This is a genomic window from Sphingobacterium sp. UBA2480 (genome assembly GCF_002341965.1).
Classification (GTDB): Bacteria; Bacteroidota; Bacteroidia; order Sphingobacteriales; family Sphingobacteriaceae; genus Sphingobacterium; species Sphingobacterium multivorum.
On record NZ_DDPA01000001.1, the window covers coordinates 874,494 to 894,468 of the forward strand.

Genomic DNA, 19,975 nt, shown 5'->3' on the forward strand with positions numbered 1-19,975 from the left:
TTCTTTTATAGAATGTTCGACAATCTCTTTCTATTACAACTGATTCTCTAAAGTTAAGCTAGAAAAGCAAACCAGTACAACTGTAGCAAGAAAACAATTTCTTTGTGCGGATCATTCCTAATAAATCTAGTGCCCATGTGCGGCAATGCTCACCTCTTTCCAATTTTGGATATCTTTCAATCTTTGGGTGTAAACCTCATTGACCACGTGATATGCAATTTTACCGAACAACAATCTTTGTGGAGGATTTTGATTGTCAATAAGATTCAAAACTGGGTCTACTGTCGATTCAGGTTTTCCCCATGTATCAGGATTGTCCCCTGTTTCCGCAAATGCCTCTCGTACTGGATCGTAATCGGTAATATCCGAAGAAGTCTGCACCGCTGAAGCTCCTGCCCAGTCCGTTGCAAATCCATTGGGTTCAATTAATGTTGTTTTTATTCCCAAATGTGCTGTTTCTGAACCAATCGTTTCAATTAATCCTTCGACGGCAAACTTTGAAGCATTATACAATCCTAAAAGCGGTAGCGTCGTTAATCCCAAAAAGCTGGAAATTTGAATGATATGCCCACTTCTTTGTTTTCTCATCACCGATAAAATTGCTTGTGCTACCCAAAGTGAACCAAAAAAATTGGTTTCCATTTGGTCTCTCGCCTGCTGTTCTGTTGTTTCTTCCGTCGTTCCGAATAAACCAAAACCAGCGTTATTAATCAAAACATCAATTCTTCCAAAGTGTTTTTCTACTTTCTCCACAACTTCAAAAACTTCTGTACGGTTGTTAACATCCAGTTTCACAGGAAGAATGCTGTCACCATACTTCTCTTTTAAATCCTGCAACACTTCAATATTTCTAGCGGAAGCAGCAACTTTATCGCCTCTTCTAAGTAAGGCCTCAGCCCATAATTTTCCAAATCCTTTGGAAGCTCCTGTTATAAAAATTATTTTGCTCATTATTTTTTCTTTTTTTGTTAATCCAAAATTATCGTTATCCATACTCATACACTAACTCATTTCAGCTGAAGAATAGCACATAATTACGATATAGCTTTAGCTCTACACCTTAGTTAAAAAGAGAGCTCCTTCAATTTCTAAAAGAAGCTCTCACCAACACGTCAATTAAAACACTTATTATAAACTTTTCGCTACCGGAAAATCAATCGGGATCTGGGTATTTGCAAAAACATAATTCGTAAAACTTCTAAGGGCAACCAAGGCTGTAAGTTCTACGAGCGCTTTCTCATCCAAACCAGCTTTATAGAAGCCTTCCATTGCAGCATTTCCGGCATTACCTTTATTGTTTGCGATCGATTGCGCAAGTTTGATGATGGCATCCAATTTAATATCTTCGACACCTCCCTTTCTGATTGCTAAAGTGTCCTCCTCACTAAAACCATTTAATTTAGCCAGCATGGTATGTGCAGCAAGACAGTAATCACAATTATTTACCTGTGACACAACCAAGTTGATCGCTTCCCTTTCCTTTGCAGTGTAAGAAGAATGATGCGCTAAGGTTGCTTCTGTTTCCAGCATCGCTTTTAAAGCTGATGAAGAGTATCCTATAGTAGCATAAAGGTTCGGGATCTTGCCCATTTTTTTCTCTACTGATGATAAAATGACCTGAGCTTCTTCGCTCAATTGTTCTTTGTTTGGAACTGTAATAGTTTTCATATTCTTATTATTTATTATTGTTTACTTGAATCTTTCAATTTCATCCCCGTCTAACGACTGATCTTTTAAAGACAAAAATCCCAAATGTGTAAAAAAGCACGGGATTACCCGTGCGCTGCTTCTGAAACATCCTTCCATTCCTTCCACTGTTGAAGTTTTTCACCATACACCTTTTCTGTTTTGACATAACCCAATTTGCCCAGGAATAATCTTAACGGCGGATTTTCACTGTCAATCAGTTTTAATATAGCCGGAATAGTAGCTTCCGGAGTACCGTAATCAGTAGGGCCAAGTCCTTCAATTTTAGTTAGGCCTTCTTTCAGCGGATTATAAACATCGAGCGAATCGCCAAAAACTGCCGAACTTCCTCCAAATTCTGTTTTATAGCCATTTGGTTCGATAAGCGTTACATGGATGCCAAAATCTTTTACCTCGCTGGCCAGCGCTTCACTGAGGCCTTCCACCGCAAATTTTGTAGCGTTGTAAATGCCTAAGGTCGGAAGGCTCCATACGCCCAGTACACTTGAAAGCTGGATGATATGCCCATGTCCCTGTGCTCTGAGGATTGGCAGTGCTGCCTGTGTCACCCATAGTGTTCCGAACAGATTTGCATCGAAAACATCCCGGGCTACTTTTTCACCGATTTCTTCCACTGCACCAAAAACGCCATACCCTGCATTGTTGATCACCACATCAAGCTGACCGAAATGTTCCTTTGCTTTGTTTACGGTAGCAAATACAGCTTCTCTATCGGTAATATCCAACTGTAACGGTAATAACTGATCGCCATACTTTTCTGATAATGCTGTAAAAGCATTCGCTTTTCTGGAAGTTGCGACCACGTTGTCCCCACGTTGCAACAGTGCTTCTGTCCAAAGTTTTCCAAATCCTGAAGTTGCTCCTGTTATAAAAATTGTCTTTGCCATGTTTTTATTGTTTAAATTATTATTTGTTATTTTGATAAGACAAAGTTATATCCAGAACCGGCCTCTGCTCTACTCCATATCAGCGGAAGAATAGCACAGATTTACGAAAATGTAATTTTGAAACATTTCAACAAGCAAATTCCTAAAATTAGAGACATTGGAAAAGATCAATCATTATAAAAGCATAACCGAACTTCATGAAAAAAGTGGTTTTGAAACTCCGAAGCATCCACTATTGAGCCTGATGACCTGTAAAGAACTTATGACCTATTCGGTCGGAGAAGACAGGTTCACCGGAGACTTTTATATGGTTGCTCTGAAAAAGATCAAATCGGGCTATGTGCTATATGGCAAAACGAAATACGACCACAGTAATGGATCTACCGTTTTTATGAAGCCAAGGCAGATTATTGAGGTCAGTAATGTACAGTTTGCAGAAAAGGGTTTTGTTATATTTTTTCATGAGGATTATCTGGCCGGCCATATTCTGCATGAGCAAATCAAAAACTACGGCTATTTTGAGTATGAAATAAATGAAGCCCTGCACCTATCTCCTGCTGAGGAGGTTATCATGTGGGAGCTCTATGAAAAAATACGCAAGGAATATGACGAAAACTCCGACGAATTCAGCCGTGAAATTATACTGTCACATATTGATTCCATCCTAAAATATTCCGACCGCTTTTATAAAAGACAGTTTGTGGATCGAAGTAATAACGTTTCGGGAACCACGCTAAAAAGGTTCCAGACAGTATTACAGAACTATTTTGATAGCAAGATACACCTTAAAGGAGGCTTGCCCACCGTAAATTACCTTGCGGGAGAACTTTTTCTATCAAGCAGGTATCTGAGCGATCTTCTTAAACAGGAAACCGGAAAAACCGCTCTCGAACATGTCCATATTTACCTGATTAAAGAGGCGAAAAATCTATTGCTGGGATCGGACAGCAACATTTCGGGCATAGCCTATAATCTGGGATTTGAAAGCCCTTCATATTTTACCCGTTTGTTTAAAAAATTGGTAGGTGTTACACCTGCCCAATTTAAAGAAGCCAAGAATTGATTTCATAATTATGGGTGCTGATGTTCATACGTTTTTCTATGTTTCTTATTTTTTAATTTGATACTACAAATTTGAAAAATGGAGAGCCGGAAAAACCTAAACGGGTTTAAGAAAAATTCTTTTTGCGGATTTCGCTGAGATACTCGGGTGTAAAGCCCAGGTAAGAAGCCACGAGATATTGAGGTACGCGCTGGAGGAATGCAGGCTGATTTTTGAGGAATTGACGGTATAGCTCCTCCCTGGAGTGCTCGTAAAGCATCTTCACACGCATCTGTGCTGCAGCATACGCTTTTTGGTACACCATGCGAAAATACTTCTCCATGACCGGGTGCTTTTCCAGCAAATCATCGAAGGCATGCTGGCGAATGACCAGCACTTCCGTAGGCTGTACAGCCTGGATGTAAAATTCTGTCGCGGTCTGATTGATATAAGAGAAGGTCTCTGTCATCCACCAGTTTTCAATGGCGAATTCAGTTGTCTGCTGCACACCCTTTTCATTGATAAAAAATTTTCGCAGAATTCCATCCAGTACAAAATAACTTGATTTGCAGATCTGCCCTTCGGTCAATACGTTTTCTTTCTTCTTAAGGCGCTGCCGCTCAAAATATCCGGTTATATCGACAAATTCATCGTTGGAAATTATTATAAATTTATCCAGGTGTTTTTTGAACTGTTCAAGCATTATTGTACGTCTGTTTCATTATCTTTAGTTCAATTAAGATAATAAAAAATAAGATAACTTGTGCAACCTCAGTTGGCGCTTTGTTTCTTTAGTTTATTTACTTAACTACCAAATGGGAGGCTATTTGAGAGGGGTTAACACTGTAAATCAAGAAAATATGTTTACAATAGAACAAATTAAAACAGCGCATAGCCAAGTAAAATCAGGCGCGGACTTTCCTGCCTATATCCAGGAGATCAAAAAATTAGGGGTTACCGCTTACGACGTTTTTGTTGCAGATGGGCACGCTGATTATTATGGTGATAATCATTACAAAACCAGCTCACCAGCTAGTCATGAACCATTAACTATTGGTGGTACTGTTGACGCTGAACAGTTCAAAAAAGGTTTAAAAGAGCATCAACAGGGCAAAACAGATTACCCCACTTTTATGGCAATGTGCGCAACGTGTGGTATCGAAAAATGGACTGTCTTTCTTGACGAGATGACCTGCGCGTATTATGATAATGCCGGGAATGAAATTCTGGTGGAAGAAATACCGCAGTAACACGATCCGCAATTGCGCAAATACACATCGAAGTTAAATTAAACATAGGAAAGAAAATGGGCCAATACTTTTGGATTGCTATACCAGCGGAGCTATTTTTTCAATATTGCGCGGAAACGATGGAAAAACATCGGGCGCATGCCTATGTTGAGAAGATAAACCGTCGTTCAGGCCAGCGGAATTATGTGAAATATAACAAGGAAAATCAGTCGGCATTTTTGAAAAGCTTTTCATCAGCAGATTATCAGGGATTTTTCCTTTCCACCTATCCTTTTTCAGATCAGGAAACCAGCGTAGATTCAGGTGTCTTCTATGACACACCTGTAGCCGAATATACCATTGCAGGAAGCGGTGGTTATGAAACGGACCGGACAAGAGAAATTATCCACTTACGGCAGATCATGAAGCAAGCGGACAAATCCGCAAAAGCATTTTTTGCTGCCTTGCAGCGCAGCCTCAAAAAGATCCCCGATCTACGCGATACCTTAAGCAGTGGAAATAAAAATTATTTTTACCTGCCGACATCAAAAAGTATCATTCCCCAAAATGCCCATAGTCGGCTTATAATGGTGCCCTGGGAAGAACACTGCCTGAGCAAAGACCTCGTCTACCAACAGCAATGATTCACATTTATAATATAAAAAAATGGCAAAATCTATTTTAACAATAACACTGAACCCATCCGTAGACAAGAGTACCAGTGTACAACATATCGTTCCTGAAAAGAAATTACGTTGTGAAGCACCTGTATATGAACCTGGTGGCGGAGGAATTAACGTATCTCGTGCCCTGAAAAGACTTGGTTTGGCTTCGACTGCTTTGTTTACATCCGGGGGAAAGACAGGCAGTCTGCTCGAAAACTTATTGAAGCTGGAAGATATTGCTATACATCCTATTCGGGTGAATGGCGAGACCCGCGAAAACTTTATCGTGGTTGACAGCGCAACGAATCAGCAATATCGATTCGGGTTTCCAGGCGAACAAGTTGAATCCAAGGAGCTGGAGGGAATTAGGAATTCAATTGAGGAACTCACCTATATTCCGGATTTTGTCGTTATCAGCGGCAGTATGCCGGCTGGTGTACCGCCCGAGTTTATACGGTCACTGATCAACACGTACAAAACGAAGGGCAGTAAAATAATTATTGATACATCTGGCGATGCACTTCGCCTTGCACTGGATGAAGGAGTCTTTTTAATCAAACCGAATGCCGGCGAGCTCGCTGCTCTTGTGGGAAAAGAGGAATTGGGGCATTCCGATCTGGATATGGCCGCCAAGCAGCTAATTTCGGAGGGAAAAGCAATGCTAATCGTGGTCTCGCTAGGTGCACAGGGCGCTATATTATATTCAAAAACAGAAAAAATCCAGCTACCTTCCCCAGTGGTGAAGGTGCGCAGTACCGTGGGAGCAGGTGACAGTATGGTCGCTGGAATGGTGTCTGTCTTAGCCCAAGAGGGCGATCTAGAGCATGTCCTTCAGATGGGAATCGCCTGCGGCTCGGCGACGACGATGGCGCAGGGAACCGGGCTGTTCGCTAAGGAAGATGTCGATCGGCTGTTCTCGGAAATAAAAAAAGATAAATATTGAGGAATTTGCCTTACTAATGAAGATGTTGCCTTACAAAAAGGCGCACGATCCAGTGCGCCTTTTTGTTCAACTCATTTTTTCCGTTTACCCAGCTTCGCCAGTAGCCTAGTTGTCGCAAAACTGACCAGAGTGCCCAAGGCAGCCGTCAGGGCGGTCTGCAATACATCCCCCAGCGAGATGCTGGCCCAGATGGAACAGATGGTACCGCCGATGGCCGAGATGCGCATATCATTCACTTTCATTCATCGCGCTCCTTTCTACGGTATCTTCGCTTCCATTTTTAACGGACCTATTCTCCCTGGCACCCGCCGAAGGTTCCTTATCGGTAGGCGATACAGCTGCCGACATCGTTTCATCCAGTGCCGACGGATACCTTTCGCCATCGTCCGGATTGTATTTCCCTTCCTGCGGCTCCTTGCCATCTTCTACCTCGGAATGCGACTTAGCCTCATCCAATACGGTTTCCACGATGCCAAGCCCCAAGGCCAGGTAATTTAATACATTCCCTACCTTTCCCGGTAGCTTAACAGGTGCCGCCAACAGCAGCTGCAGCACCTGTCCTATTTTGTTAAAGATTTTTTTCATGATTATTCTATTTAACGGTGTTCACTTGCCCTGTATCGGGCGACGCTCATTCGACATGCACTTCGACAAGCTCCTGCAGCATCAGTTCGGCCACAAGCGGATAGAACTTTTTGTAGGCGACGCCCGAAGCTATCAGACGGTAGTCACCATCTTCCAGTATATACTGACTGCCCACCAGCACACAGCCAGCAGTCTCTTTATAGCTATTCCCTTTGTGGAAGTAGACATAGCTAAAATTATGAATATCACGTATTTCAAGCATACCACGGTGCATCTTGGGGTAATCGTCATAGTAACGGCCATTCATTGCTCCGTCGCGGTTAAAACCCAGCGGGTAATGCCCCGTAGGTATAGCGGTCTCGCCCCTTATTTTCACCGGGCGCGGAATATTCTCCAGCCCGTAGCAGACAAACTGATTGTTTACGTAGATCTCGGAAAGCGTGCTATGCTTGCCCTGTTTTGTACGAAGTACTTTTATCGTTGATTTCATACGCAAAATTTAAATTAGAAAAGACCGAGGTATTGACTTCTGGAGTACAGGTTTTCGTCACGATCATGTAGGAACAGGTACAGGTGCACCGGCCTATCATGCAGGATGGATGGCAGCTCGATCGTCATCTGAACATCCCTCCGCAGCACCTGTTGTTCATTGATGGCTGCCTGCTCGCCAATAATATCATAAGCACAGAGTATGACCTGGTCATCCCATTGGTTATAATCTTTAATGTTGGATTCGGTTACATCCCAGCTCAGCTGAATCGTATTGGTCGTACGTACACAGGTATTGACCGCGAGCGGAGACAGCATGCCATTGCTGATTTTTGCGAGGGCGGGCACTACCTCAAAATCCGGATATTCCCCCTGTATCACATTCGTCAGCGTATGGGACATGGCGCGGCCAAAAGCCGCCTGCACCGTGCACTTGCTATGGGCAAAACCTTTGCGGATGAGCGGGTACAGCGGATTCAAAAACCGGCGTGCCAGCCGAAAACGCTCCTGCGCAGCCTCCCTACGTGTCGGATCTGTAACCTGCTTTTTAAACTCAGAAATCACCAGCATGTCTTATCGTTTTGTGTTCAAAAATCAGGAGGAGCCACATGCTCCTCCCGTTCAATTAATCCTTTAGCGGCTAAGCCAGGTCAAATTCGCCCAAATACGTACTTTTGGATACCTTTTCAGCCTTGCGGTCGGTAAAGAAGATCCAGACATGCCCCTTGCCACCGAGCAGGTGGGCCGGGATCTGGATGTCTATTGTACCGGCAGCACGGGTGGGCGGTGTAGGTGCCGTCATAAATTCATCCTTTTCAGGTGAATAGACCAGGATAATGACCTGATCATCGGCCTTGGTCTTGTACAGGCTGTTGAGGATGGTATCCCAGTAGATAGAAAGAATTCCATTATCCACAGCAGCCTCCATGCCGCCGCCGTTGAGGTAAGAGCCCGTACTGATTTCGATCTTGCTGTAATCCAAGCTAAAGTTTGGATAAGTACCAGTTACTGCCTGTGCGATGTTGAGCTGCAGTGCCACGTTTGTGGGCGTCATCTTTTCGGTTTTGGAGAGCCCAAACCCAACCTGCAGGATCGGCGTGATCGGCATCAGAAATTTGGAGATTTTCAGGAAACGGTCCTGTTGGATCAGCTGTTCTTCGGACATCCCTTTCGTCCGCTTTTTGGGCAGGCCTTTGAGGTAGTTGATAGATTTCCAGGACGAAGCTATCACCGCGCCCACTTTACCACTTGCTCTTCCGATTACACCATTGTTGATTGTTGCCATGTTGTTGTTTTTTTTTTAAAAGTTAAACCCCATAAAGCTTTCATTTATACCGGTATGCATTGCTTTACTTCGACAAACATACCACATCACATAGCCCCTTGTCAATAGCACAAAGCAGGTTGGCGGAGACTCGTCGGCGGTAGCCCGGCTTTTGTCGGAGACCTGTCGGAGGCAATCGGACATATTCCATGCACACCGTCGTCTGGCACTTCAAAAACTACGCACTTGAGAAGCTGTCTTAGCCCTTTGCTTCGTACCTGATTCGTACCTGATTCGGATCAGCAATAGATCTTGTACAGATACTGACCAGACCTTCACCAGTCTCCGAACAGGGAAATACTGTTCAGCAACGGATTAATAGTGGCTGCTTTTACATGCAGCCCCGAAGACAATACGAAGCAGGTACGAACAGTATAGGGATTTAAGGCATTTGCCGCGGCCATTTTTTATATTCCGTCACATACAGCTGCACCACATCTTTTTTGAGGAAGAGATCCGCATTGCCCTCTTTATAGGTGGCCTTGAGCAGGCCTTTGGCGATACGACGCTCGATGGTGCGCACACTTTTGCTTAAAAAATAGGCGACTTCGTGGATGGTCATCGTACCTGTCATCTGGTGGAGCTCCGTATACTGCTGTTCCTGCAGCAGGTCAAGGATACGATCCAGCTTAGCTTCTAACATCGTATTTTCGATGCTTGGTTTTAGTTGAAAAGAATAGTGGATTTTTAGGTGAATACCTGTCGCATTGGACACAAAATGAGGATTAATCTCCTGCTGATCAGGAGATCCTTTAACAAAAAACATAAACGGGTAAGGTTAGCTCGACTAACCGCCGAAATCCAGCGCAGCAGCAGACCTGTTGTCTACTGTGCTCGGTCTATCTAAGTTTATAAAATGGGATGATTCAATTGAGCGGCAAAAGGTCATCCCATCCCTCATGCGCTAGGTTATTGACGTTATCCAAAAAATCCTTTAGCTTTTTTTCTTTGCGCATCCATTCAGTTATCTGCAGCAGGTTGCTGATCTCCAATTCCGTCATATTCAACTTGAGGCTGTCAAACACTTCCTTACGGAACTCCAGGTAAGTGGCATTTGGCAATATCGGTTGACGCACGTGCATCATATTTACCCTACAGGTGCTATTGATGCGAAAATACCATTTATCAAGCCCCTTAGCTTCCAGCTCCTGCACGAAATGATTGGCCTCCAAGCGGGTACCGTTGATCAGGATGACTTCCTTTTTTCTTTTTTGGGAAAAATAAAAAGGAACATCAAACATACGCACAGCATCCGCCCTCAACGTATTGGGGCTGAATGGCGAATGTTTGTACAGCAAATCATAGAGTGATCCGATGACGATAGTCTTATCCAATACACTTGGAGGTGCTATAGTTCCCGCTCTATCAGTTGTGTTTTCCTGCGACATGACCTCTTTCCCTAACAAGGCCATCACATTTTCAGTTGTTAGCCACCATAATTTGCCGTTACGAAAAACATAGATCACGTAGGCTATAAAGCCTAGACTAATAAAAGGCATATAATGCAGCAGATAGCTTCTTAACAAGCTGTACGTATCTTCGCTGCGCATATTAGCGAAACAATAGATAATGAAGAGATAAATCGATAGAATCGATATAGTTGTAGCAAGAATTGCACAAAAGAGTTGACCTATGGGTATACTCTCGGTCTTGATCCTCCCCTTGCTCATGAGTATCAGATCAGGGTACCGCTTCTGCCAATAGGTCCAAAAGCCTTTAAGAAACATCTGCGTGAACACGACCGCAACACCAATCGCAATTGCAAATGCCACTGTCCACATCCAATAGGTCTGTGTCCAAAATCGATTCAGATAAATACCGTGATTTCCGATTAAATTAAAAAGCATGGAGATGAGTAAACTCTCCACCGTTAGTTTTAATACTTTCATATGCTATGTCAAGCTCTCTTAAATGGCGTAGGTTTCTACTGGTTTACAGACCCAATTTACTAAATAAAATCAAATATTAAGCAAAATTCATTCGCTCAAAAGAAGAATTTCCTCCAAAATCCCGGAGGTTAGGACACGGCGGTTGCTAATTTGATCTATTTAAATAAATATTTGCAAAAATACAATTTGAATGAAAGAGAAATTTGACAATGCAGGCGTGGCGCAAAAAGTAGCCACGATTCTCGCTCTGCCAATAGCGGAGCGCGCACTAGAGATGCAACTTCTTAAAGACGATTTTGCAGTCTGGATGGAACACAATTTTAATCTGAAACCCCACCAGGTCCAGCAGCTCTACGATTTTCCACATGGGTTTCGGAAACAACTTGGCACTGCGATAAGCAATTATCTCATGCAGGGCCACATACTTCAATTTCAAAAAGACGACAAGGGTGATGATGATGATCCAGAATTTAAGGAGCTCATGGTTCACGGCCTCGATGAATGGCAGGATGCTGTGATGCGGATGATGTTCACTCCCTTGTTTATTCGGATATCCTACAGAATAACCTAGCACCTGAGCGATCCCCCGTTATCCCAAAACCATTTCCCCCGATCATTCCGAAATCCTGACCGGGGGGATTATATTGACCTATACCCCATTATGAAGAAAACATTACAGATCGATCTCGCACAGGTATTTGGCGAGCCGCTCAGTCCAAGAACTGATTCGCTCAAGCTGCGAATAAGCATGTCCAATGCGGACTATGAACACTACGAAAACCAAAATGGGCAGGCCTGCCTGCAGCAGTTTGATGGTATGCTCGGCTACATCAATATATTAGATCTGCACCTGCCTGCCGATATTGTCATTCCTGTACAAGTGACGCGTTCGGATATCCATATCTTTTATATCATCACAGAAGATCGTGCTATTCAGATCAGGGATGTCCAGAAGCGGATCAGTTACAGCATCTCTTGCAATCGCGGCCGTTACTTCTACTTAACCATAGGCGATTATGAAATCCATGTTCCTGCCGGAAGGTATACCCTCGTTAACTTTTATTTCCGCGGCAGCATTTTTCGCGATGGCAATGAGCGTCCCTTCCAATTTCTTCACCCCTTGATCCATGCCTATAGACAACAAGATCCCCATGTATGGTGCAGCATCGATTTCCGTGCCGGCCACAGGACTATTTCATTGATGAAAGCCATAGCGTCAAACATCAAGAAAGGCGACCTCGACAGTGAGGTCAATATCCTCTGGGGTATCAAGAAATTGATCCAGCTATCCAAGGAAAAGATCTTTGAAGAATATGACAAGATTTCGGAATCCCAAATCAAATCCAAAGAAGCCCATGCAGCCATTCAGCAGGCTGCAGCCGAGCATGGTCAGGATTTTAAACTCGAAGATATCGCCTGGCAGCTCGGGATCAGTATGGACTATCTGCATCAGCTTATCCAACTTTATTATGGACAGAGTCCCCAAGAGCTGAAAATAGAATTCATGCTGGATCTCGCCAAGAAATATATTGTAGACGGTATGCATACCGATGCGATCGCCTATGAACTGGGCTATTCGTCACCCAGCAGTTTTGCACGCTTTTTTAAAAATAAAACGGGCATGACCGCAACGGAGTTTTTTAAGCGGTATACCCAAGACTATTTATAAAATTCATTGTTAAATTAACCTAGTAACCTAAAAACATGAAAGAAATCATTCAAAAAAGCGTAAAATTTTTCAGCGCGATCGGAAAACTTTTTGTCGCTGAGCCAGCTGACAAAAGCACACTTATTGCAAAAAAAGTCTGTGGCAAATATAGAGCCTGGAAATATGGCCCGCTACGTATTTGTATAGAGATGGCCGCCTCCTATTTCCCTGAAAATTATCAGCTTGATGAAGCGGTACTCAGGGCAGCAAATGCTGCTGGTAACATTTATTCTCCAAAGGCTATGCTTTATTATCTGTTGTCCCATGCGAGAAAGATAGAAGCACCCCGGCAGCCATTGCCCATTAAAACGAGCTATAGCTATGTGGCCTGGCAGATGATCAATCTATCAAAAGTGAATATTGTAACAACCCTCACCAAGCACCCACGTTTAATAGAAATTCGTGAAGAAACGCTGGAACTGTCTGCTGCTAAAGCCGAAATATTGATCTTAAGTAGCGGTGGTGATTATCTTGAAGTAAATCATCTTCTTTCGAAGATTGACCTGACACATAAATATGTAATTATCTGTTCTGTGTTTGAAGAAGCCTTTATACGCGATCATATTCTTTACAGGGTAGACCGGAAAATTAACCCAAATTTTAAAAGCGAAAACGAATATCTGTCCTTCATTGACGAGATTATCCAAGAAGCCACCACAATACCTTTGAAAATTTAACCGCAGCATCCCCTCCCGAGGGGATTTTTTATTGCTATACCTTTTCATTAATCTAAACCTGTATATACTCGGCTCCAGATTCAGTCAAGTCCAGCGCTCCTTTAAGGCCGAACTTTGGTATAAGTTAACGACGTAAAAGTTAGCGGGATCAAAACGAAGAACTAATAAAAGTCAAGTGGGCAAGCCATGCTAAAGAGGCGCCGCTGCCAACAGACAAATGGATCAGGTAAAACAAAGTTGTATGAACAGCATGCACCATATATTGAATAGGATGACAGCCCTTTTCCGTTGCATCGGAAAGCTGTATTCGTCCCTGAGGACGCAGGTGCAGCTGCTGTTTATGCCCAAGGGGTTGGTCTGCAGACTGGTCAAAGACCTGCTTCAGCTGGACACTTTACCGCATCGGATAGCCTTCGCCCAAAAGAGAGTTGTACAGCGAAGTTCGCACAGTCGTAAAGGGGCACTGTTCACGGAATTCCCGGATGGCCTTCAGGGGTTATCTGGGAACAGGCCGGCAGCGCATCGGGATGCAAAGCCAGCCAGCGAGGTCTGCTAAAAGACAACCCACAACATAAAAATTAATCAAAGTTTTTTGAGGCAACCTTTTTTTGATCGTATAAAAAAAGACCACAACCATGATTTCAAAAAAGAGCATTAAAAGAAGTCTGATTACCGTTGGCTCGGCATTGACTTTAGTACTAGGTATCGCATTCGCGGTAAATGCAATGGAAAAGAAAGTGGATAAGCAGTCTAATATTGAAAAACAATCCACATTTGTTCCGGATCAATGGTTCCAGTATACTGGACCAAATTCCTCTGATCCTAATTATGAGGATGAAATAATGGATCCGGACAACTATACGCCAGTTACATCACCTTCCTGTAGCACTGGGGCACAATTGTGTGAGGTGCATGGTGAAGATAATGGAAGTGGGAAACCTACTCAAGGAAGTTTAAATGAACTGGAAAACCAGATTCTAAAAAACGAACCTCAAGACACCAACAAAGTGCGTTTTCATAACTAAGTAGGTAAAGAATAGTGGGACAATAAATATTGTCCCACTTTCGATTATGGATTTTGTTCGATGCCCCCCCGTTCAATGACCTGCAGCGGAATTTTATAAGCGAATTCCATCACACTCTTTCCCTGCATCGAAATGACTTCACCGTCAATTCTCCTTTTAAGATCAACTATCCTATTCTCAGCAGCAAATCGTCTTAAGTCTGTCCACCGCAGGCCCCTAAACACTAGTTCGCGCCGTCTTTCTAAAAGAATAAATTCCAGCAGAGACTCTTCGTTAATCGGTAATATTGGCATCTCAGCATATCTGTTTTTTAATAATTCCATTAAGGTTAATTTTGCATCGCTGATTTTTCCACCCCTACATTCAGCTTCGGCTTTATTCAATAAAACTTCTCCTACAGTCAATCCAATAAATATTTCCTGTCGAGAAGGGTTATAATTACCGGTAAACGCGTAGGTGCCATTAGCATTTTTCGTAAAAAACAAGTCTTTTCTCCTATCCTCCTTGGCATAACTATTATACAGCAGCGTATCCACGGTAGCCTTATCTTCCAATAAAACACTTGTAGGGATCATCAAGGCGTAAAAGAGAATATCATCGTTGTAGGCATCGAATGGACGGGCTCCTGTTTTTTTAATTTGATTATAATCAATTGTTTCTCCACCTGTCGACAACGCCATATTCGCATATGCCAGTGATTTATCATATTGTCCGAGTCCCAGATATATTCTACTTAACAGCGCCAGAGCCGCTGTTTTATTAGGTCTGGTTGGGTATTCATATTTTTTCTCCGACAAAAGCCCCACAGCCTCTTCCAGGTCCTGTAATATCTGATTATACGTCTCACCTAAAGTTGACCGCTGTAATTTTTCATTAATATCCGAATTGGTCTTAAGGACTATTCCCAGGGCATTTTCACTGTTTTTGTTATAATATTTACAGAATACCTGTGCAAGTGAATAAAAAGAAAAGGCACGGTGATACAAGGCCATCCCTTTCAGCTCATTGCGACTAAGACCATCCGGCAAATAATTTACCTTATCAAGATAATCTAATACCACATTAGAATAAAAAATAGTGATGTAAGAATTACTCCAAAAGCTATTTTCAGTCGGTTCTTTTGACCAGAGATAAGCCTCCCGATATTCTACCATTGAAATGGCTTTAAAATTTGCATCTGTCAGGTAATAATTGTCGGAAGCGACCTCCAGCAGCCCGGGATTTCTGAACGAATGATTGTCCAAAATGGCAGTCAGTTCAATGTTGCTATTCGGCGTATTAAGTTTGGAATCGGGCTTTTCTTCCAAAAATTCTTTGCACGATGTTATAAACAAACAACAGGCAAAATAAAATAGTGATAGATAATATTTTGATTTCATGTTTTTAAAATTTTAGATTGACACCAAAAGTGTATTGTTTGGGAACCGGAATTGCATTTGGATAACTCGGATCAAGGCCTTTATCATTCTTGCGCCATATTACTCCGAGATTACTTAAGTAAATAAAGAAGCTTAATTGACTGATGCGCAAGGGACTAATCTCACCCAACCGATATTGAAGTTTGATATCCTGCAATCTGATATGATCACCGGGTTCGACCAACACTTCACTATTTCCATAAAATCCGTCCGCCTTGTTCAATGGATAAGTCATTGCAGGTATATTGGTCGATTTTTCATCGCCCGGCTTCTGCCATCTACTGTAAAAGTCAGGATGACCATCCCCCCTGCTGTAAAGATCTGAATAGCTTATGGAAGGCCTTCTGAAAAAATATTTAAACTGATACAGTAAAGAAAAGGACAGATTAAATTTTTTGTAATCAAAAAAGCTGTTTACAGTACCATAGATCAGCGGCCGTTTAGATCCATGTAACTTCAAATCTTCAATAGGAGCCTGTTTACCCGCCATCTTTGAATAATCTTTTGACACTTCGCCATTAAAATATCCCATCGGTTCACCTGTCTGCGGATCAAGCCCCGCGAACTTATAACTATACATGGCGTAGGGCATCACATCTTTATAGGCAATAAAAGAACTGGACACCAAAGAAGAAGCTCCCGGATAATCAACAAAAGTCTTTTTTACCCAATTGTTATTGTAGGTGAAGATAAAATCAGTCCGCCATTTAAACCGTTTATTGAAGTTAATGGACGATAAACGAACATCAACACCCCTTCCGTCTACATCTGCCACATTCATGAGCTGACTGATCAAACCTACCGTCGGGTCCAGCGGATATAGATGGATCAGATCAAATGATTTTTTCCAGTACATATCCACACTTCCTGAAATACGGCTATTGAATACGGAATAATCAAGTCCGAGGTTAAATGTTTTTATTTTTTCCCAGCGTAAAGAAGGATTGGGAGCAACAAGTACTTGCGCTGATGGCCAACTAATACCGTACAAAGCGTTAAGTGTGCTGTATTGAATTGTTGTATTTCCCGAACGTGAGGGATCAATATTCCCACTAAAACCATATGTAGCCCGGAATTTCAGTTCATTGACAGCAATAGATTCCATAAACAGCTCCTTCTTTATATTCCAGCTCAATCCAGCCGACCAGAGCGGATTCCATTTATCATTTGTATTGACGCCAAAAACATTGGAAGCATCTTTTCTGAAACTGCCACTTACCGTATAACGGTTCAATAAAGTATAAGATCCATTTCCAAATAATGATACGTATCTATTGTTTGTCTGGCTCTTGGTTATAAAAGAAGGTATCTGTGCATTGGATGCGAGATTATTGTAAGTAGGGTATCTATTCATATAATCAATTTGGGTACTATATATTAACTTTTCCCCATCATAACCATACATTCCATCCGAAAACGCCCTAACGGCTTTTGCGCTGACTTCTGAACCCAGTATTACGTTCACCCTGTGATCAGGATGATCGTTCCATTTAAAATCTACCTGAAAGCGACCAAAATGTGAAACGGCATTATTGCTTTCGAATTCCAGTATCCCACCAACAGGTATCGGTCTACTGACCACTCCATTTGTGCCGACATTGGTATATAGATTGACCATTCCTCTTGATCTTATGGAGTACTGGTCGAAAACCGTCTCATCATCGTTCTTTTGTATTTCGTTTCTATACCTAAAACTCAGGCCAAACAGTTTGTTGATCTGATAATTCAGCGAGGCGCTGGTCAATAAGCTGTTCAGCACAGCATTACCCTTATTGTGCTGTAATTCTTCCAATGGCTTATACGTCCAGTCCAGCAGATTAGGATCAGCTAAACTTTCGATATAGCCAATGCTATAATTATAGGGTATTGAAAGAAACTGGCCGTCTGCAGTTGCCAATGAAGAATATGGATACCTGCTCCCGGAATTGTCATAGTAGCTGAGCAGCTGCGTCTGCCTGCTTTCTAATCTAGCATACATCATATCAAGCTCCGCCTCCAGTTTTCGCGTCAGCTTGAATTTATTATAAGCCTTCAGCGTAAACCGGTTATTATCTGAGGACACCTGAGTACCTTTTGAGCGGTCATACCCTGTGGATATACGAAAACTATTCCTGTCACCGCCGCCACTCACTGAAAAAGAATATTGACTGCTGATTGCAGGCCGATAAAGATATTTCAATAGATCATTTCTAATATCCGTCTGACCATAAGTATCCAAAACATCATTAAGTTCCTCTTCGGTAAGCAATCCTTTCTTCTTTTTCTCCATGGCCTCAATCGCCATCGGAAGGATGGGTTTGGATCTCGAATTTATATTCGAATTGTAATAGCCTTTATTGTATAATTCCAGCTGCACCGCAATCAAGTCAGCATTCGCAATTGCCTGTCTTTTAAAAAGGTCAGGTTTTTGAACGACAGCGGTATTTTGACTCGCCTCTACCACCAGCGATGAGTTTTGTTTACCTCGTTTTGTGGTAATAACAATAACACCATTGCCCGCCTGTGCTCCCCAAATGGAGCTGGCGGCGGCATCCTTTAAGACAGTGATATTCTCCACATCATTCGGATTAATGGCATTTATATCACCACTATAAGGAAAATTATCGACAATGATCAAGGGGTAATTGGCCCCTCGGATTGAGCTTACCCCATGTATGTTGAGTGACTCATTTGCAAATTTCCCTGTATTGTTAAAATTAGCATTTGCATTATCCGAATACATACCAGAGATCATGCTCTTGACACGTGTCAAAATATTAGGTGCTGGGGAGCGATTGATATAAAGTGAATCTATTTTCTCGAACGATCCAGTAGCACGTTCTTTTGGAATATACTGAAAACCTGTAGAGAATACAGCCTCCTGCAATCGGATCGAATTACTTTCCAGGACGATCAAAATATTTTCATCGTTCGACCGAACGACATACGATTTGGGTACATAGGATATATGCGAAAATTTGAGGGTATCGCCGACCGAAAGACTGTTTATATTGAAGGTACCGTTTTTCTGAACCTTAAAGTTGCCCTTTCCTACCGATATAATATTGACATCTGAAATCGCCTTTCCTTCTTGGTTCTGAACCCTTCCTTTTAGTGTTATGGGACGCTGCGCAAACACTTCAAGCCGCAAAATAAAACAAGTTGCGACCAAGAATATATAATAGTTCAACTGTTTCATCGCTGTATAATTAAGAAGTTTACAATTCTTTTGTCTTTTTCGACAATGAGACCGTTTTCTTTTAAGAAATTACAGAGCTTGCCCTTCGTCTCAAAGTCCTTCACTGAATAGTTGGGAATAAGAACCTCGCCTTTTATTGAATCAATAATCTGCCAATTAGGCCTACTCAGACGAAGATCTTTGATCAGATTTTTTAGCGTTTTAAAATCCCTGCCCGATTTAGGTTTTATGGCTGTCCTCCCCTTGCTCGCCTTTACAACAATACATTCAACCAATGAATCCCTTACGCAGACATTTAAGCCCAGACAGGTGTTCAAGAGATCAGCCATATTAATCCTGCCTATGGATTTTGATTCAAAGGAGATGAGGTTTGTTCTCTCCCAGTTTCCTATATCCTCATCTTTAGAAAGGTAGTATTCAAATCTTTCCGGATCAGAAACATTCCAGATGATCTGATTAGAGGCAAATTTGTAGCGGTCTGCATAGGCCAATCTATATAAGCTCAGAATGGATCTATTTCGATAAGAAATAATCTCGTAGGGACCGACCATAGATCTCTCAAAAGGGCTTATATCTTTTACATGGTCGGTTATTATTGAATAGCCCAATAGACTGTCTTGGGGAGATTGTACCGGTCGATTAAGCTTCATATCCACTATAAATCGATGGAAATTTGGTTGGAGTTCAGGTTTGAGTTCCGCATGCAATACACCTTTTGTGGCAAAAGTAAGCAGGTCATCTTTGGTGATTTCTTTGCTTCCCGTGAGGCCAACGACGACACCCTCTTTATTTATCCATACCAGATGAGGTATACTTTCATGGGGGAAATAACTTTTCAATCTGCTGTCAGCTATAATACTTCTCAGACCAGTACCTTTTAATAGGTCATTCCTTTTAAAAAAGGACAAAATGGACTTTTCCGTCTGTTCTGAGACTGCAACAAGGCCTATATTTAAACCTTTGCTGAAATCTGAAAGTTTGGCTAGCCCGGTTAAACAAGGAGCACATCCCGTATTCCAAAAGTCTAACACCAGCGGCCTCGCCTTAAACTCTTTAAATGAAGCTTTCTGGGTACTATTCAATTGCTCATTAAAAAAGGAAAACTCACTGTCCCATAATTCTTCGGGGATTGTATCACCGATCTGCAGCGGAGTTGGCCCATCAGCCCCGCTGTCCTTGCGGGGCGTCTGAGCCGATAAACTAAACATA

Annotated in this window: 22 protein-coding genes; 9 read left to right on the forward strand and 13 right to left on the reverse strand. The window is 42.3% G+C overall.

Translation table 11 applies throughout. The annotated features are described in order from the left end of the window. Positions 1-126: 126 nt before the first annotated feature. The 3 genes from B3600_RS03960 to B3600_RS03970 all read right to left on the reverse strand — a co-directional run bounded on the left by B3600_RS03960 (position 127) and on the right by B3600_RS03970 (position 2,594). Positions 127-951 carry an SDR family NAD(P)-dependent oxidoreductase gene (locus B3600_RS03960; RefSeq protein ID WP_286752138.1) on the reverse strand — a complete coding sequence of 275 codons (825 nt, stop codon included), beginning with the start codon at positions 949-951 and terminating at the stop codon, positions 127-129. A 177-nt stretch (positions 952-1,128) separates the two neighbouring features. Further along, positions 1,129-1,668, reverse strand: a complete 540-nt coding sequence (locus tag B3600_RS03965) for a carboxymuconolactone decarboxylase family protein (protein ID WP_248931796.1) — start codon at positions 1,666-1,668, stop codon at positions 1,129-1,131. 104 nt (positions 1,669-1,772) lie between these two features. Then, positions 1,773-2,594, reverse strand: a complete 822-nt coding sequence (locus B3600_RS03970; protein ID WP_286752139.1) for an SDR family NAD(P)-dependent oxidoreductase — start codon at positions 2,592-2,594, stop codon at positions 1,773-1,775. A 157-nt stretch (positions 2,595-2,751) separates the two neighbouring features. Between B3600_RS03970 and B3600_RS03975 the strand changes: the two genes are divergently transcribed. Beyond that, entirely contained in the window at positions 2,752-3,657 is a 906-nt protein-coding gene (locus B3600_RS03975; RefSeq protein WP_286752140.1) for a helix-turn-helix domain-containing protein, read from the forward strand. A gap of 106 nt (positions 3,658-3,763) precedes the next feature. Here the strand turns inward: B3600_RS03975 and B3600_RS03980 are convergent, their stop codons facing one another. Further along, positions 3,764-4,339 carry a Crp/Fnr family transcriptional regulator gene (locus B3600_RS03980; RefSeq protein ID WP_075992974.1) on the reverse strand — a complete coding sequence of 192 codons (576 nt, stop codon included), beginning with the start codon at positions 4,337-4,339 and terminating at the stop codon, positions 3,764-3,766. A gap of 157 nt (positions 4,340-4,496) precedes the next feature. Between B3600_RS03980 and B3600_RS03985 the strand changes: the two genes are divergently transcribed. From B3600_RS03985 to B3600_RS03995, 3 genes are read left to right on the forward strand one after another with little or no spacing between them, the layout of a single operon-like run. Next, positions 4,497-4,886 carry a DUF1398 domain-containing protein gene (locus B3600_RS03985; protein ID WP_286752141.1) on the forward strand — a complete coding sequence of 130 codons (390 nt, stop codon included), beginning with the start codon at positions 4,497-4,499 and terminating at the stop codon, positions 4,884-4,886. A gap of 56 nt (positions 4,887-4,942) precedes the next feature. Next, a complete protein-coding gene (locus B3600_RS03990) occupies positions 4,943-5,509 on the forward strand; it encodes a hypothetical protein (protein ID WP_286752142.1) in 567 nt (188 codons plus the stop codon). 22 nt (positions 5,510-5,531) lie between these two features. Beyond that, the gene (locus B3600_RS03995; RefSeq protein ID WP_286752143.1) at positions 5,532-6,473 is read left to right on the forward strand and encodes a 1-phosphofructokinase family hexose kinase; all 942 of its coding nucleotides are present in this window, start codon (positions 5,532-5,534) and stop codon (positions 6,471-6,473) included. A 228-nt stretch (positions 6,474-6,701) separates the two neighbouring features. On the opposite strand, the gene B3600_RS04000 is transcribed toward B3600_RS03995, so the two are convergent. From B3600_RS04000 to B3600_RS04025, 6 genes are all read right to left on the reverse strand, one after another. Next, positions 6,702-7,058 (reverse strand): hypothetical protein, encoded by a 357-nt coding sequence (locus B3600_RS04000; protein ID WP_286752144.1) that lies wholly within the window; start codon positions 7,056-7,058, stop codon positions 6,702-6,704. Positions 7,059-7,104: 46 nt separating this feature from the next. Continuing rightward, positions 7,105-7,548 (reverse strand): DUF5675 family protein, encoded by a 444-nt coding sequence (locus B3600_RS04005; RefSeq protein WP_286752145.1) that lies wholly within the window; start codon positions 7,546-7,548, stop codon positions 7,105-7,107. 14 nt (positions 7,549-7,562) lie between these two features. Further along, positions 7,563-8,117, reverse strand: coding sequence for a DUF6266 family protein (locus tag B3600_RS04010; protein WP_286752146.1), 555 nt, complete (start codon positions 8,115-8,117; stop codon positions 7,563-7,565). 70 nt (positions 8,118-8,187) lie between these two features. Then, entirely contained in the window at positions 8,188-8,832 is a 645-nt protein-coding gene (locus B3600_RS04015; RefSeq protein ID WP_075992980.1) for a DUF6266 family protein, read from the reverse strand. A gap of 421 nt (positions 8,833-9,253) precedes the next feature. Further along, positions 9,254-9,637 (reverse strand): hypothetical protein, encoded by a 384-nt coding sequence (locus B3600_RS04020; protein WP_286752147.1) that lies wholly within the window; start codon positions 9,635-9,637, stop codon positions 9,254-9,256. 100 nt (positions 9,638-9,737) lie between these two features. Next, entirely contained in the window at positions 9,738-10,760 is a 1,023-nt protein-coding gene (locus B3600_RS04025) for a hypothetical protein (RefSeq protein ID WP_286752148.1), read from the reverse strand. A gap of 190 nt (positions 10,761-10,950) precedes the next feature. Here B3600_RS04025 and B3600_RS04030 point away from each other — a divergent pair, with 190 nt between their 5' ends. From B3600_RS04030 to B3600_RS04050, 5 genes are all read left to right on the forward strand, one after another. Beyond that, entirely contained in the window at positions 10,951-11,331 is a 381-nt protein-coding gene (locus tag B3600_RS04030; RefSeq protein ID WP_286752149.1) for a hypothetical protein, read from the forward strand. Between the two features lie 90 nt (positions 11,332-11,421). Continuing rightward, positions 11,422-12,429, forward strand: coding sequence for a helix-turn-helix domain-containing protein (locus B3600_RS04035; RefSeq protein WP_286752150.1), 1,008 nt, complete (start codon positions 11,422-11,424; stop codon positions 12,427-12,429). 35 nt (positions 12,430-12,464) lie between these two features. Continuing rightward, complete coding sequence (locus tag B3600_RS04040; protein WP_286752151.1) at positions 12,465-13,145, forward strand: hypothetical protein; 681 nt, start codon at positions 12,465-12,467, stop codon at positions 13,143-13,145. 288 nt (positions 13,146-13,433) lie between these two features. Next, positions 13,434-13,601, forward strand: coding sequence for a hypothetical protein (locus tag B3600_RS04045; protein WP_286752152.1), 168 nt, complete (start codon positions 13,434-13,436; stop codon positions 13,599-13,601). 179 nt (positions 13,602-13,780) lie between these two features. Next, entirely contained in the window at positions 13,781-14,170 is a 390-nt protein-coding gene (locus B3600_RS04050; RefSeq protein WP_286752153.1) for a hypothetical protein, read from the forward strand. Between the two features lie 44 nt (positions 14,171-14,214). On the opposite strand, the gene B3600_RS04055 is transcribed toward B3600_RS04050, so the two are convergent. From B3600_RS04055 to B3600_RS04065, 3 genes are read right to left on the reverse strand one after another with little or no spacing between them, the layout of a single operon-like run. Beyond that, complete coding sequence (locus tag B3600_RS04055; RefSeq protein ID WP_286752154.1) at positions 14,215-15,549, reverse strand: RagB/SusD family nutrient uptake outer membrane protein; 1,335 nt, start codon at positions 15,547-15,549, stop codon at positions 14,215-14,217. A gap of 4 nt (positions 15,550-15,553) precedes the next feature. Then, the gene (locus B3600_RS04060) at positions 15,554-18,766 is read right to left on the reverse strand and encodes a SusC/RagA family TonB-linked outer membrane protein (RefSeq protein WP_286752155.1); all 3,213 of its coding nucleotides are present in this window, start codon (positions 18,764-18,766) and stop codon (positions 15,554-15,556) included. Further along, on the reverse strand, positions 18,763-19,974 hold the full coding sequence (locus B3600_RS04065) for a TlpA family protein disulfide reductase (RefSeq protein ID WP_286752156.1): 1,212 nt from the start codon (positions 19,972-19,974) through the stop codon (positions 18,763-18,765). The genes B3600_RS04060 and B3600_RS04065 overlap by 4 nt, the downstream gene beginning before the upstream one ends. Between the last annotated feature and the right edge of the window lies 1 nt (position 19,975).

Bases quoted from the DNA above. Each gene is read 5' to 3' on its own strand.
- B3600_RS04015 (WP_075992980.1), bottom strand. From the start codon at position 8,832: ATGGCAACAATCAACAATGGTGTAATCGGAAGAGCAAGTGGTAAAGTG.
- B3600_RS04030 (WP_286752149.1), top strand. From the start codon at position 10,951: ATGAAAGAGAAATTTGACAATGCAGGCGTGGCGCAAAAAGTAGCCACG.
- B3600_RS03985 (WP_286752141.1), top strand. From the start codon at position 4,497: ATGTTTACAATAGAACAAATTAAAACAGCGCATAGCCAAGTAAAATCA.
- B3600_RS03960 (WP_286752138.1), bottom strand. From the start codon at position 951: ATGAGCAAAATAATTTTTATAACAGGAGCTTCCAAAGGATTTGGAAAA.
- B3600_RS04060 (WP_286752155.1), bottom strand. From the start codon at position 18,766: ATGAAACAGTTGAACTATTATATATTCTTGGTCGCAACTTGTTTTATT.
- B3600_RS04055 (WP_286752154.1), bottom strand. From the start codon at position 15,549: ATGAAATCAAAATATTATCTATCACTATTTTATTTTGCCTGTTGTTTG.
- B3600_RS04010 (WP_286752146.1), bottom strand. From the start codon at position 8,117: ATGCTGGTGATTTCTGAGTTTAAAAAGCAGGTTACAGATCCGACACGT.
- B3600_RS04025 (WP_286752148.1), bottom strand. From the start codon at position 10,760: ATGAAAGTATTAAAACTAACGGTGGAGAGTTTACTCATCTCCATGCTT.
- B3600_RS03995 (WP_286752143.1), top strand. From the start codon at position 5,532: ATGGCAAAATCTATTTTAACAATAACACTGAACCCATCCGTAGACAAG.
- B3600_RS04000 (WP_286752144.1), bottom strand. From the start codon at position 7,058: ATGAAAAAAATCTTTAACAAAATAGGACAGGTGCTGCAGCTGCTGTTG.
- B3600_RS04065 (WP_286752156.1), bottom strand. From the start codon at position 19,974: ATGTTTAGTTTATCGGCTCAGACGCCCCGCAAGGACAGCGGGGCTGAT.
- B3600_RS03990 (WP_286752142.1), top strand. From the start codon at position 4,943: ATGGGCCAATACTTTTGGATTGCTATACCAGCGGAGCTATTTTTTCAA.
- B3600_RS04040 (WP_286752151.1), top strand. From the start codon at position 12,465: ATGAAAGAAATCATTCAAAAAAGCGTAAAATTTTTCAGCGCGATCGGA.
- B3600_RS04020 (WP_286752147.1), bottom strand. From the start codon at position 9,637: ATGTTTTTTGTTAAAGGATCTCCTGATCAGCAGGAGATTAATCCTCAT.
- B3600_RS03970 (WP_286752139.1), bottom strand. From the start codon at position 2,594: ATGGCAAAGACAATTTTTATAACAGGAGCAACTTCAGGATTTGGAAAA.
- B3600_RS04050 (WP_286752153.1), top strand. From the start codon at position 13,781: ATGATTTCAAAAAAGAGCATTAAAAGAAGTCTGATTACCGTTGGCTCG.
- B3600_RS04005 (WP_286752145.1), bottom strand. From the start codon at position 7,548: ATGAAATCAACGATAAAAGTACTTCGTACAAAACAGGGCAAGCATAGC.
- B3600_RS03980 (WP_075992974.1), bottom strand. From the start codon at position 4,339: ATGCTTGAACAGTTCAAAAAACACCTGGATAAATTTATAATAATTTCC.
- B3600_RS04035 (WP_286752150.1), top strand. From the start codon at position 11,422: ATGAAGAAAACATTACAGATCGATCTCGCACAGGTATTTGGCGAGCCG.
- B3600_RS03965 (WP_248931796.1), bottom strand. From the start codon at position 1,668: ATGAAAACTATTACAGTTCCAAACAAAGAACAATTGAGCGAAGAAGCT.